This is a genomic window from Polyangium sorediatum (assembly GCF_029946465.1).
Classification (GTDB): Bacteria; Myxococcota_A; Polyangia; order Polyangiales; family Polyangiaceae; genus Polyangium; species Polyangium fumosum.
In genome coordinates this window covers 53,424-68,297 of record NZ_JARZHI010000011.1, presented here as the reverse complement: position 1 = coordinate 68,297, position 14,874 = coordinate 53,424, and the positions used below count along the sequence as shown (strand labels likewise).

At 68.2% G+C, this 14,874-nt stretch carries 14 protein-coding genes; 8 read left to right on the top strand and 6 right to left on the bottom strand.

Features of this window, described 5'->3' with window-relative positions; all coding sequences use genetic code 11:
- Nucleotides 1-19: 19 nt before the first annotated feature.
- The 4 genes from QHF89_RS15440 (at nucleotide 20) to QHF89_RS15425 (ending at nucleotide 3,952) form a co-directional block, all read left to right on the top strand.
- Complete coding sequence (locus tag QHF89_RS15440; RefSeq protein WP_136968781.1) at nucleotides 20-1,705, top strand: RCC1 domain-containing protein; 1,686 nt, start codon at nucleotides 20-22, stop codon at nucleotides 1,703-1,705.
- A gap of 74 nt (nucleotides 1,706-1,779) precedes the next feature.
- On the top strand, nucleotides 1,780-2,763 hold the full coding sequence (locus QHF89_RS15435; protein ID WP_136968782.1) for a hypothetical protein: 984 nt from the start codon (nucleotides 1,780-1,782) through the stop codon (nucleotides 2,761-2,763).
- A gap of 249 nt (nucleotides 2,764-3,012) precedes the next feature.
- A complete protein-coding gene (locus QHF89_RS15430; protein WP_136968783.1) occupies nucleotides 3,013-3,255 on the top strand; it encodes a hypothetical protein in 243 nt (80 codons plus the stop codon).
- Nucleotides 3,248-3,952, top strand: a complete 705-nt coding sequence (locus tag QHF89_RS15425; RefSeq protein WP_136968784.1) for a hypothetical protein — start codon at nucleotides 3,248-3,250, stop codon at nucleotides 3,950-3,952. The genes QHF89_RS15430 and QHF89_RS15425 overlap by 8 nt, the downstream gene beginning before the upstream one ends.
- A gap of 13 nt (nucleotides 3,953-3,965) precedes the next feature.
- Here QHF89_RS15425 and QHF89_RS15420 read toward each other — a convergent pair whose 3' ends face one another.
- The 5 genes from QHF89_RS15420 to QHF89_RS15400 form a co-directional block, all read right to left on the bottom strand.
- Entirely contained in the window at nucleotides 3,966-5,096 is a 1,131-nt protein-coding gene (locus tag QHF89_RS15420) for an alpha/beta fold hydrolase (RefSeq protein ID WP_136968785.1), read from the bottom strand.
- Nucleotides 5,097-5,119: 23 nt separating this feature from the next.
- Complete coding sequence (locus QHF89_RS15415) at nucleotides 5,120-5,548, bottom strand: hypothetical protein (protein WP_136968786.1); 429 nt, start codon at nucleotides 5,546-5,548, stop codon at nucleotides 5,120-5,122.
- Nucleotides 5,549-5,571: 23 nt separating this feature from the next.
- Entirely contained in the window at nucleotides 5,572-7,113 is a 1,542-nt protein-coding gene (locus tag QHF89_RS15410; RefSeq protein ID WP_136968787.1) for an acyl-CoA synthetase, read from the bottom strand.
- A gap of 91 nt (nucleotides 7,114-7,204) precedes the next feature.
- Nucleotides 7,205-7,462 (bottom strand): hypothetical protein, encoded by a 258-nt coding sequence (locus QHF89_RS15405; RefSeq protein ID WP_136930221.1) that lies wholly within the window; start codon nucleotides 7,460-7,462, stop codon nucleotides 7,205-7,207.
- Between the two features lie 123 nt (nucleotides 7,463-7,585).
- Complete coding sequence (locus QHF89_RS15400) at nucleotides 7,586-8,119, bottom strand: polyhydroxyalkanoate synthesis regulator DNA-binding domain-containing protein (RefSeq protein ID WP_284720526.1); 534 nt, start codon at nucleotides 8,117-8,119, stop codon at nucleotides 7,586-7,588.
- Between the two features lie 106 nt (nucleotides 8,120-8,225).
- Between QHF89_RS15400 and QHF89_RS15395 the strand changes: the two genes are divergently transcribed.
- Nucleotides 8,226-9,809: an acyl-CoA synthetase gene (locus QHF89_RS15395; protein ID WP_136968789.1), complete on the top strand. Its 1,584-nt coding sequence runs from the start codon at nucleotides 8,226-8,228 to the stop codon at nucleotides 9,807-9,809.
- A gap of 13 nt (nucleotides 9,810-9,822) precedes the next feature.
- Here the strand turns inward: QHF89_RS15395 and QHF89_RS15390 are convergent, their stop codons facing one another.
- Complete coding sequence (locus QHF89_RS15390; protein WP_136930218.1) at nucleotides 9,823-10,200, bottom strand: response regulator; 378 nt, start codon at nucleotides 10,198-10,200, stop codon at nucleotides 9,823-9,825.
- A gap of 313 nt (nucleotides 10,201-10,513) precedes the next feature.
- On the opposite strand from QHF89_RS15390, the gene glyQ reads away from it, so the two are divergent.
- Genes glyQ through QHF89_RS15375 form a run of 3 tightly spaced genes read left to right on the top strand, consistent with a single transcriptional unit; the run spans nucleotide 10,514 to nucleotide 14,844 of the window.
- On the top strand, nucleotides 10,514-11,458 hold the full coding sequence (gene glyQ, locus QHF89_RS15385) for a glycine--tRNA ligase subunit alpha (RefSeq protein ID WP_136968842.1): 945 nt from the start codon (nucleotides 10,514-10,516) through the stop codon (nucleotides 11,456-11,458).
- 51 nt (nucleotides 11,459-11,509) lie between these two features.
- Nucleotides 11,510-12,880 carry a hypothetical protein gene (locus QHF89_RS15380; RefSeq protein ID WP_284720525.1) on the top strand — a complete coding sequence of 457 codons (1,371 nt, stop codon included), beginning with the start codon at nucleotides 11,510-11,512 and terminating at the stop codon, nucleotides 12,878-12,880.
- Nucleotides 12,877-14,844: a tetratricopeptide repeat protein gene (locus QHF89_RS15375; protein WP_284720524.1), complete on the top strand. Its 1,968-nt coding sequence runs from the start codon at nucleotides 12,877-12,879 to the stop codon at nucleotides 14,842-14,844. The genes QHF89_RS15380 and QHF89_RS15375 overlap by 4 nt, the downstream gene beginning before the upstream one ends.
- The last annotated feature ends 30 nt before the right edge of the window (nucleotides 14,845-14,874 follow it).

The following is a 14,874-nucleotide window of genomic DNA, read 5'->3' as shown; positions in this document are numbered from 1 at the left end:
CGATAGAGTCGCGGCTACCATGTGGGCCCGAGCGCAAAATTCCTCTCTGCCGGGCGCCCTCGCGCGCGCGGCGGCGCTCGTGCTCGCCGGAGGGTTGTTTCCAGCCTCGGGATGTGGGCTCCGGGTCGCCGAGAGCCCGACGCAGCCGATCCCGTGTTTCCATGCGATGGACTGCCCGCCCTCGGACGATCCGTGTGTCGTCTCCACCTGCTTCGAGCAGCAGTGCGCGATGGTCGCGGCGGCGCAGAACACGGTGGTGCGCGAGCAAAAAGCGGGCGATTGCCGCATGCAGGTATGCGACGGCAATGGGCACGTGATGGAGATCGACGACGAGGTCGACGTCCCGGCCGACGACGGCAACGCGTGCACGATAGCGATGTGCAAGGAGAGCGCGGGCGTGCACGAGCCAGGCCCGGTCGGCGAGTCGTGCGGCGAAGACGGCGTGTGCAACGGCAAAGGCGCGTGCGGCGCGTGCTTGCCAGAGGCCGAGCGCTGCGAGGGGAACGCGGTCGCGACGTGCAGCGAGGAGGGCGCGTGGAAGACAGCGGCCTGCCCCGAGGGACGCCCGATCTGCGCGGGAAAGGCGTGCGTGGGGATCCGGCAAATCGCGGCCGGCGGGGCGCATACCTGCGCGCTCTTCGAGGATGGGTCGGCGCGTTGCTTCGGCGCGGCGGGCGTGCGGCGCGGCGCGTATGGAGCGCCGCCGGTCCCGGGCGTCGTGGGCGCGGTCGAGCTCGCGCTCGGGGGCGCGCACGCTTGCGCGCGGCGGGCCGACGGGACGGCGCTTTGCTGGGGTCACAATGCATTCGGCCAGGTCGGCGACGGCACGACCGACGGGCCTCGCCCGCCCACACAGGTCCTCGGCCTCGCAGGCGCCACCGCGATCGCGGCGGGCGCGGCGCACACCTGCGCGATCGTCGGCGGCGGCAAGGTCGTCTGCTGGGGACGCGGCGACCGCGGGCAGCTCGGCGCCAAACCCCCGGGACCCGCGGGCAAACCCCCGGCGACCGAGGTCCCCTCGCCTCTCCCGGCGTCCCCGGGCGGCCGCGCGCCTTCGGCCGTCGCGGGCCTCTTCGGCGCCACGAAAATCGCGCTCGGCGGCCGCCATGCTTGCGCGCTCGGGCCCGGGGGCCTGGTCGCCTGCTGGGGCGAGGACGAGAGCGGCGAGCTCGGCAGTGTCCGCCCACCCTCGTCCCCCGCCAAACCCCGGCCCGGCCCGCGCCCCACGCCGCGCCTCGTCTCCGTCAAGGGGATCGAGGGGGCGATCGCGATCGCGCTCGGCGCCGCGTTTGGGTGCGTGCTGCTCGCGGACGGGTCCGTGCGCTGCTGGGGCGACAATACGGCGGCGCAGCTCGGCGACGGCACGACGGACGCGCGGGCGGAATCGGTGGTCGTGAAAGGCGTGGCCGGCGCGACGGCGATCGCGCTCGGCGCTGAGCACGGCTGCGCGCGGACGGAGGGCGGCGCGGTGACGTGCTGGGGCAAGAACGATCATGGCCAGCTCGGCGACGGCAGCACCGAGGCGCGGCTTTCTCCCGTCCTCGTGCCCGGCCTCGCGGGCGTGCGCGCTCTCTCCGCGGGCGGCGCGCACACGTGCGTGATGCTCGACGGCGGCGCGGTGCGATGTTGGGGCGGAAATGGCGCCGGCGAGGTCGGCGACGGCACGACCTCGGATCGGGGCGCCCCCACGGCCGTGACCTGGTGACGATTTTATGACCAGTCGCGCCTCACACGGACGGCGCGCTCGGATATACTGCCCCCGGCTCGGAGGTGCATGACATGAAGCTTTTCTGGGGTTGCTTGAGTTTGCTTACGATCGGCCTCGCCGTCGGCTGCAGCGCGACGGGGGGCGGCAGTCAATTCGACAATGAAGGCGGAAGCTCGGGGGAAGGAGGCTCGGGCCAGGGCGCGGGGAACCAGGGCGGCAGCGGCGGCGGCTTCATCCCCGGCTCGGGCGGCAGCGGCGGGTTTGGGCCCGGCGACGATTGCAGCGACGCGGCCAAGCTGATTTACGTGCTCTCCGACGCGAACGATCTCTACAGCTTCGATCCGCCGGCGAAGAAGTTCACGAAGATCGGCCAGCTCGGCTGCCAGACGACGATGCAGCCGAACTCGATGGCCGTCGACCGGAACGCCGTCGCGTGGGTGAACTACGTCGAGTCCGACCCGTTCTTCGGGGACGATACGAACGGCGTGATCTACAAGGTGAGCACGAAGGACGCGAGCTGCGATCCGGCGCCCACGGTGAATCTCATCTCGAATTGGTTCCGCCTCGGGATGGGTTTTTCCACGAACGACGGCGGGATGGGCGAGACGCTCTACATCACGGGCACGGGCACGATCGGCGCAGGCGATAGCCCCGGGCTCGGGAAGATCAACCCGCTCTCGTTCAGCGTGGAGACGATCGCGAACTTCTCCCCCTCCACGTTCAAGGGCCAGAGCGCCGAGCTCACGGGCACGGGCGACGGCCGGCTCTTTGGGTATTACACGACAACCCCGGTGCAGGTCGGCCAGATCGACAAGGTGACGGGCGCCGTGACGAACACCAAGGCGATCACGGGCCTGGAGACGCCCTCGGCGTGGGCATTCTCGTTCTGGGGCGGATCGTTTTACCTCTATGCCGCCGCGAGCCTCAGCAATTCGAACGTGACGAAATACGACCCCGCGACGGGCGCCATCGACAATGCGTACATGAGCGACATCGGCTTCCGCATCGTCGGGGCGGGCGTCTCCACGTGCGCGCCGCTGGAGCCGCCGAAGTGACATGACGAACGGGCGCAGGCGAACCCTGCGTCTGGGCGCAGGTCGGCGAGCCTCGTATCGCGGAACTCCTCCAGGAGGAGGGGACGTGCCGGGGGCTCCTCCGGGAGACGCTGACGGTGCCAGGAACAGAACGGACGGACGAACGGTTCGGCGTGGACGACGTGGCGTTCATCGTCGCGAGGGTGTTGACTTGCGCCCCGTCTCGGACGTAGCGTTCGCCTGGTCTCTGTCGGAGAAAGGATCCCAGGAGTGCAACAGAATCCCGGTTATGGTGGCGGCTACGCTGGCGCGCAGGCGGGCGGCGCTTCGTTCCAGGTCATGACGATCGACGCGGGCTGCGGCGGCACCATCGAGCACAGCAAGATCTCGGACCTGTCGAACCAGATGGCGGCGCAGGGCTTCGTGCTCTCGCACGTCTTCATGGACGTCCGGAGCGCGTTCGGCCCGTTCTGCCCGAAGCGCTGTGCCGTGCTGGTCTTCAAGCGTGGCTGATCGCTCATCCCCGCGCAGGCTCGAGCTCGCGGGGGTGCCTCCGGCTGCGTTCGCGCTGAGCGAACTCGGCCGTTATCCTTCCTTCGCTCATCATCCGACCTGCGGGCGGCACGATCATCACCTCGTCCGCCCGTTTGGCGTGCCCTTGTGCCTGGGCTGTGCCTGCATGTACCCGGGCATCGCGGTCGCGCTCATCGCCCTTTTCTTCGTTTCACCTACGCACGACGTGGCGACCGCTTTCAAGGTCGCCATGGCGGCCCTCGGCTGCGCCGTGCCGACCTTCTTTCAGCCCTTCATCCAGCGCCGCTGGTACAAGATCCCCGCGCGCTTCGTCCTCGGCGTGGGCTTTGGCCTCGTCGCGGGCGCCGCCTGGCTCCTGCCGAACACCCTTTTGGGGTGGGCCATCCGCGCCGCGCTCGTCGTGACGACCGTCGGCCTCGGCACGGCGGCATTACGCCTCCGCGCCAAACGCCTTGACGACCCGTGCAAGAGCTGCCCTTGGGGCGCCTTCCCGGTCTGCGCGCACAACCTGCCGGCGCTGCGTCGTATCCGAGAGCAGCAAGGGCCCGACCCGTTTGTCGACTCGCTCCTCGCGGAACTCGAGCCCCTCGCGCCCTACCCGCCTCGCCTCGGCGAAACCCCCCCGGTCCAGCGGCAGGGCCAGTTCCAGTTCCACGCCCCGCCGCCGAACCCCTGATCGAAGCGTAAGCTCAGGTCGCCGTCCACGGATCGGAGCGCTTCGCGATCCACCCGGCGACCTTCGGCCAGATCTGCTTCGGGCCTTTGCTCGACGTCGACAAACCGATGTGACCGACGGGGAAGCGCATGATCTCCTTGTCGGTGGAGCGCACGATCGTGTTCAGGATCTCGCTCGATTTCGGGGGCGCGATTGTGTCGTTGTCGGCGATGATGTTGAGCAGCGGGACCTGGATCGTCGAGAGGTCCACGGTCTGCCCGGCGACCTTCATGCGGCCGGTGCAGAAGTTGTTGTACTGGTAGCAATCCTTGATGTATTGCCGGTAAATCTCGCCGGGGAACTGCACGTTGTCCGAGGCCCAGTGCTCCATGCCGAGGAACGTGGTGACGAAGTCGGGGTCGTCGATCCGGCGGCAGACCTCGAGCCATTTCGTCATGCGCTGGACGGGCGCCATCGACGAGAAGCCCGTCTCCATGAGCTCGATCGGCACGTTGCCGTAGGCGTCGACGAGCGCGTCGACGTCGAAGCGGTTCGGCTTCGTCCATTCGGCGAAGACGCCGCCCTCGTGGAAATCGACCGGCGTCGCCTGCGCCACGAAATTGCGGAGCCCCTGCGGGTGAAGCGCCGCATAGGCGAGCGCCATCGTGCCGCCCATGCAGTAGCCGTACATCGTGAGGTCCTTCGCGCCGCTGAGGCGCAGCGCCCACTTCACGGCGTTCTTGACGAGCACGTTGAGCACGTCGTCCCAGCCCATTCGCCGCTCGGCCGAGCCGGGCGTGCCCCAGTCGATCGCGTAAACGTCGAAGCCCTGACCGACCATGAATTCGATGAGGCTCCGGCCGGGCAGGAAGTCGAGGATGTAATACCGGTTGATGAGCGAGTAGACGAAGAGGATCGGCGTCGCGTGCTTGCGCACGGCGGGCTCGAAGCGGAGCAGGCGCATCTTGCCGTTCGTGTAGACCACCTTGTGCGGGGTCGGGGCGAGCGGGGGCTCGCCGATGTCCGCAGCGCGGAGGAGGAACGGTTTTACGTAGTGGTACGGGCTCATCGAGCCCTTCTGCGCGGCGTGCAGGAGCTCACGCGAGAGCTCGATCTGGCCATTCACGAAGGCGCGGAGGCGCGCTGTGGTCGATTGCGTCGTCATGGCTTATTCCGTCCTTCTCCGCGTCAGGAGGGGCGATCGGTCGCCGTGTTGCCGGGAGCGGGCGGGCGCGGAGCCTCGCCCCCTTGCGCCAGGGCGCGGCTCTTTTCGAGCGCCTCGATCACGGCTTCGAGCTGGTACGAGAGCGCCTCGATCTGATTTCTGACGTCGCGCACCTCTTCGCGCAGATCGTCCATCTCCGTCGAGGTGGGCAGGCGGAAGAGGTGGAGCCAGTTCTCCTGGGCCTCGACATACGCGGCGCGGGCGCGCAAGGCGCGGTTCAAGACGCCGCCCGCGAGGTTCAGGTACCGTTCGCTGCCGCCGAGGCGATCGAACGCCTTGGTCATGCCCTTCTCGGCGGCGACGAATGCCTTGCCTGTCGGCGTCTCGGGCCCGAGCCAGTGCCCGAGGCCCTTCACCACGCGGGTCAAGAGCTTGGGTTCCTTTTTCGCCACGGCATCCTCTCCCTCTCGCGCGTTCACCGCGCGTACGTTTCCTTCAGCTCTCTCTTCAAAATCTTGCCGGCCGCCGAAATGGGCATCGCCTCCACGAAGACGACCGATTTCGGCACCTTGTATTTCGCGAGGTGATCGCGGCAATGGGCCAGGAGCGCCTCCTCGGTCGCGCTCGCTCCGGGCTTCGTGATCACGATCGCCCGGCCGACCTCGCCCCATTTCTCGTCCGGAACGCCGATGACCGCGACCTGCGCCACGGCCGGGTGCTCGTAAAGGACCTTCTCGATCTCGGCGGGGTAGACGTTCTCGCCGCCCGAGATGAACATGTCCTTCTTGCGGTCGGCGATGGAATAGAAGCCGTCCTCGTCGACGCGGGCCATGTCGCCCGTGTGGAACCAGCCCTCTTCGTCCACGGACGCCGCCGAAGCCTCGGGATTGTTGAAATACCCCGAACACGCGCTCGGGCCCTTGAGCACGAGCTCGCCGACCTCACCCACGGGCAAGGGGCGGTTGTCGTCGTCGACGATCCGCGCGTCGATGAAATAGTTCGGCTTGCCGATGCTGCCAGCCTTCGCCTCGGCATATTCGGGGTCCATCGAGAAGATGCCCGGGCCGAACTCGGTCATCCCGAACCCCTGCTTGAACACGACCCCGTGTTTTTCCCGGTACGCGCGGAGGATCGGCACGGGCAAGGGCGCGCCGCCGCTCGTGAGGAAGCGCAGGGACGCGAGCTTCGCCGATTCGAAGCGCGGCGATTGCATCATCATCTGGTATTGCGTCGGCACGCAAAAGAGCACCGTCGCCTTCTCGCGCTCGATGAGCGAGAGCATGTCGTCGGCAGTCCATTTGCGCATGATGACCACCGTCCCGCCGAGCGTGAGCAGGGGCAACGTGTAGACGAAGAGCGCGCCCGTGTGGAACATCGGCGTGTGCGTGAGCGTCACGTCCCCGCGCGCGAGCTCGTGGACCACCGTGTTCAGCGTGTTCCACGCGATCATCCGGTAGGAGATCTTCGCGCCTTTCGGCAGGCCCGTCGTGCCGCCCGTGAAGAGCAGGCAAACGATGTCCTCGGCCTCCACCGCGTCGTTCTTCACGGGCCGCGCCTCGCGCGCCTGCACCGTCTCCGTATAGGGGCGGCTCCCCTCGATGCCCTCGCCGTCGAGGTGCAGCCACGTCTTGACGGACGCACACGCGGAGAGGCCCGCGATCTCGCTGATTCCAGCGCGAAAATCGTCGCCGAAGAGCATCACCTTCGGCTCGGTCTGGTAGACGAGCTCGGCGATTTCGCGCGGATGGCTACGCCAGTTGAACGGCACGAGCACCGCGCCGAGCTTGGCGCACGCGAAAAACGCGTCGAGGAACTCGACGCCGTTCATCGCGAGGATTCCGATGCGATCGCCCTTCGCGACTGCGGCCTCGTCCCGCAGGAAGCCGGCGAGCCGATTCGCGCGGCGGTTCATTTCGCGATACGAAAAGCGGCCCGCGTCCCCCTTGGCCACGTCGACGACGGCGAGCGATTCCGGGAAATACCGCTCACCGCGCTCCATCCAGTCCCCGATGTACATGCTCTTGTTCTCCGCTCGCCGGCGCGTGCTTTCGGTGGTTCGCCCGGACAGAGCCGAGCTTACGCGAGCTCGACGTGGCTTGGAAGGCCGCTCAAAGGAAGGGCGCGCCGAACGTGTCGCCCGCGCGCTCCGTCGCTTCGCGCGCCATCCGCTGCCATTCCGCGGCGATACGCGCGCCGTAGAGGAGCGACGCCTGGCCGATGCGCGCCATGCCCCGGAGCACGAGCCCGATCTGCGCCGCGCCCGCCGTCTCCAGCGCGTCGAGCCCCTCGAACAAGTCCGCGTACGCGCGGTGTCCCGGGAAGACTTCGCGGTTTTGCTGCACCTGCGAATCCACCTGTTCGCTCATCGCGTGCTCCTCACCCCGGAAGGATCGCCTTGCATTCCAGGCGAACCCCGTCTGTTGGGAGCCGAACCTAAACCCCGCCTTTTGCTGTGTCAAGCGGACTTTGTTGCACTGCAACAAGGCTCCTCAAGGCTCGCGGCGTTTCTTGGAGACGATGCGCTTGAGCTCGTCGAGCTCGCGGCGGAGCGCGGCGATCTCCTCGGCCTGCTCGTCGCGTTCGTTCGTGTCGGGCGGAGGGACCTGCTCCTCGGGCTCGGGATCCCGCGGCGAGGACCAGGGCGCGCTCTTGCCACCGCCGAGCATCGCGTTGAGGAAAGGGAGCGCGCCGAGGGGGCCCATCGGAAAGACGCGCGCGCCTTTCTTTGCGAGCAAGTAGATGTCGAGCGCCCAGATCACGGTGCGTTCGAAAAACTCGGCCAGCGCGTCGTCGCCCATGCGGATGAGCTGGCGCAGGAGCGGCACCGGCAAGAGGCGCGCAGCGCCGCGGCTCTCCAGGATGATCTGCGCGAGCGTCGCCTGCGTCAGGTCGCGGCCCGTCTTCGCGTCGACGACCTCCACGTCGTCGCCACGCCGGACGCGCGCCTCCACCTCTTCGAGCGTGACGTAACGGCTCGCCTCGGTGTCGTACAGCCTCCGGTTGCCGTACTTCTTCACGACCATGCGGACGGTCGTACACCCCGATCGTCCAGATCGCAATCGCTTGTTGCAACGCAGCAATGCACGCGAGCCATTCCACCGCGCGCGCGGCTTTGCTACGCAGGGCGCCATGCATCTCGGCGACTGGCTCGGACGACGCGCGGCGTTAACACCCGACAAGGTAGCGCTGCTCGACAATGGAGCAGGCGGGCGGCCCCTGACGTACCGAGCCTGGGATCACACCGCGAACCGCACGGCGCATTTCCTCCGGGAGAGGCTCGGGGTGCGGCGCGGCGACCGGGTCGCGGCGCTCGCGATGAACGACGTCGTGATGCTCGATCTCTGGTTCGCGTGCGGCAAGCTCGGCGCTATCTTCACGCCGCTGAACTACCGGCTGACGCCCGGCGAGCTCGGTCAGTACCTCGCCGCGACGACGCCCGAGGTGCTCGTCTACGGGCCCGCGTTCGCCGCCACGAGCGAGGCGCTGCGGCGCGAGGCGAGCTTCGTCCCGCGCGTGTTCGTGGCGACGCACGGCGCGTCGCGGGCGCGCGGAGACGACGTGGATCTCGGCGAGCGCGACGCGGCCACGGACAGGCCGCCGCCGGCGTTGCAGATCGGCTGGGACGAACCCTGGGTGCTCTGCGGGACGGGCGGGACGACGGGCACGCCGAAGGCCGCGATGCTGACGTACCGGTCGATCACGGCGAACGCGGTGAACACGATCTCGAGCTTCAGCCTGTCGTCCTCGGACGTGGCGCTGCTCAACGCGCCGCTCTTCCACACGGGCGGGCTCAACGTGTTCACGGCGCCGCTCGTGCTCGCGGGCGGCACGTCCGTGGTCTGTCGCGCCTTCGATCCGGACGAGGTGTACACGGGCGTGCGAGATCAAGGCGTGACGGTGTTCTTTGGTGTTCCAACGATGTTCCTCGCGCTGTCGCAGCATCGCCGGTTCGCCGAGGGCGAACTCCGGAGCTTGCGCATCTGCATCAGCGGCGGCGCGCCGTGCCCGGAGCCGCTCTTCCACACGTACTGGGAGCGAGGGATCGACCTGAAGACGGGCTACGGGCTGACCGAGGCGGGGCCGAACAATTTCTGGCTGCCGCCCGCGGACGTGCGTCGCAAGGTGGGATCCGTGGGCGCGCCGCTGTTTTTCGTGGAGGCGCGGGTCGTCGATGCGGCGCGCGAGTCGGTTCGTCCGGGCGAGGTGGGCGAGCTCGAGGTGCGTGGTCCGCACGTCTTCGGCGGCTATTGGGGTCGGCCCGAGGAGACGGCGAAGGTGCTAGTGGCGGGGGACGGGGGCGCAGCTCCGCTCGCCGGAGCGAAGCCCCCGAACGATGGCCGATGGTTACGGACGGGGGATCTCGCGCGGTGTGATGACGAGGGGCATTTCTACATCGCGGGCCGCAGCAAGGATCTCCTGATTTCCGGGGGGGAAAACGTGTATCCGGCCGAGGTCGAGGCCGTGCTCGCGGCGCACCCGTCGGTCGCGGAAGCGGCGCTCCTCGGCGTGCCGCATGAAAAATGGGGCCAGGTGGGCCGGGCGATCGTGGTGCTCGCCCCGGGCGCGCCGCCCGACGCGGAGTCGATCCTCGCGCACTGCCGCGCGCGGCTCGCGAAGTACAAGGTCCCGCAGTCGGTCGTGTTCGTCGACGCGCTGCCGCGCACGGGCGCGGGCAAGATCGACAAGAAGGCGCTGGAAAAACAGCACGGCTGAGCGCCGCGCGTGATCAGGCGGTGGCGCGCGGCGGGAGCGCGGCGCGCACCTGATCCACGAGATGCGCTTCGGGCAGGTGCTTGGGGACCGCGCCGTGCACGCCCATCACCTTCGCGAGGCGCTCGAGCGGCCCAGGCTCCATGTTGCTGCAGAGCAGCACCTTCACCGCGCCGCGGCCGAAGGCGTCGCGGATCATGCGGACGAGCAAGGGGCCATCGAGCTTCGGCATGTTGACGTCGAGCAACACGACGTCGCAGACCGTCTCGCGAATCGCCTGCAAACTGCCGAAGGGGCCACGGTGAAACCGTGCGGAAAAACCCGCGCTCTCCAGGGTGCGCACAGCGCTGGCGCCGAAGGCCGCGTCGTCGTCGATGATCAGGATGCGCGGCATCGGACCGTCCTTCCGTGCGCGTTCCTCGGCGCACCCGACCAGGCTCACCTCGCCGTGCCGACGAGCGCGGCCTTGCTCGGGCCGAACCACCGAGAACCGTTACGTTCCTCCGACCCCGAGGAAGCTTACCTATAAGGGGCGCCAGTTGTATGACGCCTGGTCATTGCGGGTACCGTTCCTCCGCTGGGGCGTCAAGGGCGTTTTCCAGAACGGGCGGTTGGTGCAACGTGCGGCATCGGACCGGTGGGCGCTCGCGGGGCGCGAGGACGGCGTCGACGAGCGCCCGGGCCTGGGGTATGGCTTGCCCGTCGCCATGACGTTCCAAGACATCATCCTGACGCTCCAGCGCTTCTGGGCCGAGCGCGGTTGCCTCATCGTGCAGCCCTACAACTCCGAGGTTGGCGCAGGCACGTACAACCCCGCGACGTTCCTCCGCGCGCTCGGACCGGAGCCGTGGAACGTGGCCTTCGTGGAGCCCTCGCGGCGGCCCTCCGACGGCCGCTACGGCGAGAACCCGAACCGAGCGCAGCAGTTCCACCAGTTCCAGGTGATCCTGAAGCCGAGCCCGCTGAACATCCAGGAGCTCTACCTGGAGTCCTTGCGCGCGCTCGGCACGGACCCGCTGCAGCACGACGTGCGCTTCATCGAGGACGACTGGGAGTCGCCGACGCTCGGCGCCTGGGGCCTCGGCTGGCAGGTGTGGCTCGACGGGCAGGAGATCTCGCAGTTCACCTACTTCCAGCAGATCGGCGGCATCGACTGCAAGCCGATCTCGGGCGAGCTGACGTACGGGCTCGAGCGCATCGCGATGTACCTGCAGGACAAGGACAGCATGTACGACCTCGACTACTCGCGCGCCGGCGGGCACGTGGTGCGCTACGGCGAGCTCTACCAGCGCGCGGAGTGGGAGTGGTCGACGTACAACTTCGAGGAGGCCGACGTGGAGGAGCACTTCGCGGCCTTCGACAAGTGCGAGTCCGAGGTGAAGCGGCTGCTCTTCCGAGGCGTGGACGCGACGGCGAAGGGCGCGAAGCCCGACCCGAAGAAGGCGCTCGTGTTGCCCGCCTACGACTTCGTGGTGAAGGCGGCGCACCGGTTCAACGTGCTCGACGCGCGCGGCGCGATCAGCGTGACGGAGCGGCAGAGGTTCATCGGCCGCGTGCGCGGGCTCGCGAGGCTCGTGGCCGAGAGCTACCTCGCGCAGAGGGAAGCGCTCGGGTACCCGCTGATGCCGAAGGTGGCCGAAGCGGCGGAGTAACAAGCGCGGAGGTTGGCAGCGCCGGGGGGGTTGGGGCACAGTGGCGGGCGCATGGCTCGTCCGAAGATCGTCCTGACGGAACAGTTGCATTTGCCCGCGCGCAAGGCGCGGGAGGTTCGTGCTGCGTGTGACCCTCGGTTCGATCTCGTCGACAAGGACCTGCGCCTCCTGCGTACCGACCTGTCCGCGGTGCGAGGCGGAAGCCGGACGAAGCGCATGGAGGAGTGCATCCGGGGCGCACTTGTCGGCACCTACCAGGTGCAACTCCTCAGCGGGCATCCTGGCAGCGGGAAGTCCACCGAGCTCCGCTGGCTGGAGGGGGAGCTTCGCAAGCCCAAGGACGACGTCGCGTTTCATGTGCTCTTCGTGGACGTCCAGGAGTACCTCGACGTCCGCGACGTCCAGCTCCCGGATTTCGTGACGGCGCTCTTCTCTGCGCTCCTCGACGATCCGCTTCTCGGCCTCCTCATCGACAAATCCACGGTCGCAAAGCAGACGGCCGGCAAGATGTGGAAGCGTGTGGTCTCCTGGCTCAAGGCCATTGGCCTGACGCTGGAAGCCGAGATCCCCGTCGGTGAAGCGAAGGTCAAGCTGGGTGTCATGAAGTCGCCCGGCGTGCAGAAGCGATTCCGCGACGTGAGCCGCGACCACGTCATCTCGTTGGTGACGGAGCTGCGAGAGCTGCTTCAGGCGCTTCGTCCGGTGATGGCCGAACATGGGACCGACGACCTGGTCATCATCGCGGACAACCTGGAGCGTGTGGAGCGCCTCCCGCTCGACGACGGGAGCAAGCGCACGACCCACGATTTGTTTTTCATCGAGCAATTGCCTTTGATTCAGGACGCCGACGTCCACATCATCGTGACCATCCCTGTTTCGCTGCATTTCACCCAGGGGCGCTTGCGACAGGCTTTCAGCGCGCCGAGTGACGTGGTCCTGCCGATGATCACGGTCCGCAAGCGAGGTCTGGACGTGGATGCGCCGGACGAAGCAGGCATTGCCGCGCTGCGGGGGCTGCTCGAAAAGCGTATCGCCCTGTCGGTGGTGTTCGCGGACGAGGACGCGATTCGTCATGCCATCATGCAATCCGGCGGCTGCCTTCGAGACTTGTTCCGCATCGTGACGACGGGAGCGCTGAACAAGCCTACGCTCGGCCTCACGCGGGCGGACGTGGACGATGTCCTGCGAGAGTTCGGAAGCAACATGGAGCGGCTCCTTCAGGGACGAGGCTTCTTGCGGGAGTTGCATCATGTCGTCAGGACGGGGTCGTTCCCGGACGACTTCGACGACGACTTGCGGCAATGGCTGCTCTACGAGCTCATCGTGCTCGAATACAACAAGGACACGTGGTACGACGTGCACCCGTTCGCGCGGCGGACGCGTGCCTTCCAGGACGCGGGGAAGGCGAAGGCGCCTGCATGAACCGCATCGCGCTCGACATCGACTCGAACGGTCGAGCGGATACGTTGCGCGAGGCGCTCGCGGGCAGCCTCGGGTTCACGATGATCTTCCTCCACGCGCCGCCGGGGCCCGTGCGGGAGGAGATCCTGGCGCGGTTGCGAGGGTGGGCGGGCCAGGACGAGGTGCCGCCGCTCGTGGAGGTGGAGCTTCAGCCGGGGGAGTGGCCGCATTATCGGCTGAGGGATCTCGGGCTCGAAGATGCCGAGCGGACGATGGTGGTGCTGACGGGGCTGGAGCAGCATATCGTGGGGGATCAGGCGTCCCCGCCGCTCGCGAGCTTCAACTTCGCGCGGGACGCTCTGCCGACATGGATCCCGGGGCCGCTCGTGATCGTGGCTTCGGACGAGGCGTTCGTGGCGCTTTCGCTGAGCGCACCGGATCTGGTGAGCTGGCGGGCGTATGAATTGAAGGTGCACGCGGCGGACGCGGGGCCGAAGAGCGAACCGCCGGCGAGGATGTTGTCGTATGAGCCCCCGGATCTGGACGCCGCGGCGGAGGTGGAGAGGTTATCGGGGATCTTGCAGGGGGTGCTCGAACGGAAGACGGGGCATTCGGCGATCGAAGCGGCACGGTTGCGGCTTCGGCTGGGGACGGCGCTCGCGCGGGCGTACCGGTACGCGGAGGCGGAGGAGGAGCTTTTGCGGGCGGTGCAGGCGTTCGAGGCGGAGGGGCGGGACGCGGAGCAGGCGGATGGGTTGTTCCGGTTGGGGCAGAGCGCGTACGGGCGCTCCGATCACGACACCGCACGCGCTCGCTACGAACAGGCCCTGCCGCTTTTCCGGAAGGTCGGCTCCGTCCTCGGCGAGGCCAACTGCATCCAGAGCCTCGGCGCCATCGCCCTCTACCGCTCCGATCACGACGCCGCACGCGCTCGCTACGAACAGGCCCTGCCGCTCTTCCGAAAGGTCGGCGACGCCCTCGGAGAGGCCAACTGCATCCAGAGCCTCGGCGACATCGCCCTCTACCGCTCCGATCACGACGCCGCACGCGCTCGCTACGAACAGGCCCTCCCGCTCTTCCGAGAGGTCGGCTCCGTCCTCGGCGAGGCCAACTGCATCCAGAGCCTCGGCGACATCGCCCTCCAACGCTCCGATCACGACGCCGCACGCGCTCGCTACGAACAGGCCCTGCCGCTCTTCCGAAAGGTCGGCGACGTCCTCGGCGAGGCCAACTGCATCCAGAGCCTCGGCGACATCGCCCTCCAACGCTCCGATCACGACGCCGCACGCGCTCGCTACGAACAGGCCCTGCCGCTCTTCCGAAAGGTCGGCAACGTCCTCGGCGAGGCCAACTGCATCAACAGCCTCGGTGACATAGCGCTCTACCGCTCCGATCACGACGCCGCACGCGCTCGCTACGAAGAGGCCCGCCCGCTCCACCAAAAGGTCGGCGACGTCCTTGGCGAGGCCAACTGCATCCAGAGCCTCGGCGACATCGCGCTCCGTCGCTCCGATCACGACACGGCCCGCGCTCGCTACGAAGAGGCCCGCCCGCTCCACCAAAAGGTCGGCGACGTCCTTGGCGAGGCCAACTGCATCCGAAGCCTCGGCGACATCGCGCTCGAACGCTCCGATCACGACGCCGCACGTGCTCGCTACGAACAGGCGCTCCCGCTCTTCCGAACGGTTGGCGACGTCCTCGGAGAGGCCAACTGCATCCTACGCCTCGGCGACATCGCGCGCGCGGACGGCGACGACGACACGGCGCGCGCCCAGTTCGAGCAGGCCCTCCACCTTTACAAGCGCATCGCCGAGCCGTTCTCCATCGGCTGGACCCACAAACGCCTCGCCACCCTCGCCCCCACCGAAGCCCTCTGCCGGCACCACCTCGAAGCCGCCCGCGCCGCCTGGTCCAGCATCGGGCGCGATGACCTCCTTGCGCAGCTCGACCACCTCGCCTGGCCGGACGAGGAAGCGACGGAGTGAGGGCGAGGACGCGTTCGGGGGAACGCGTCC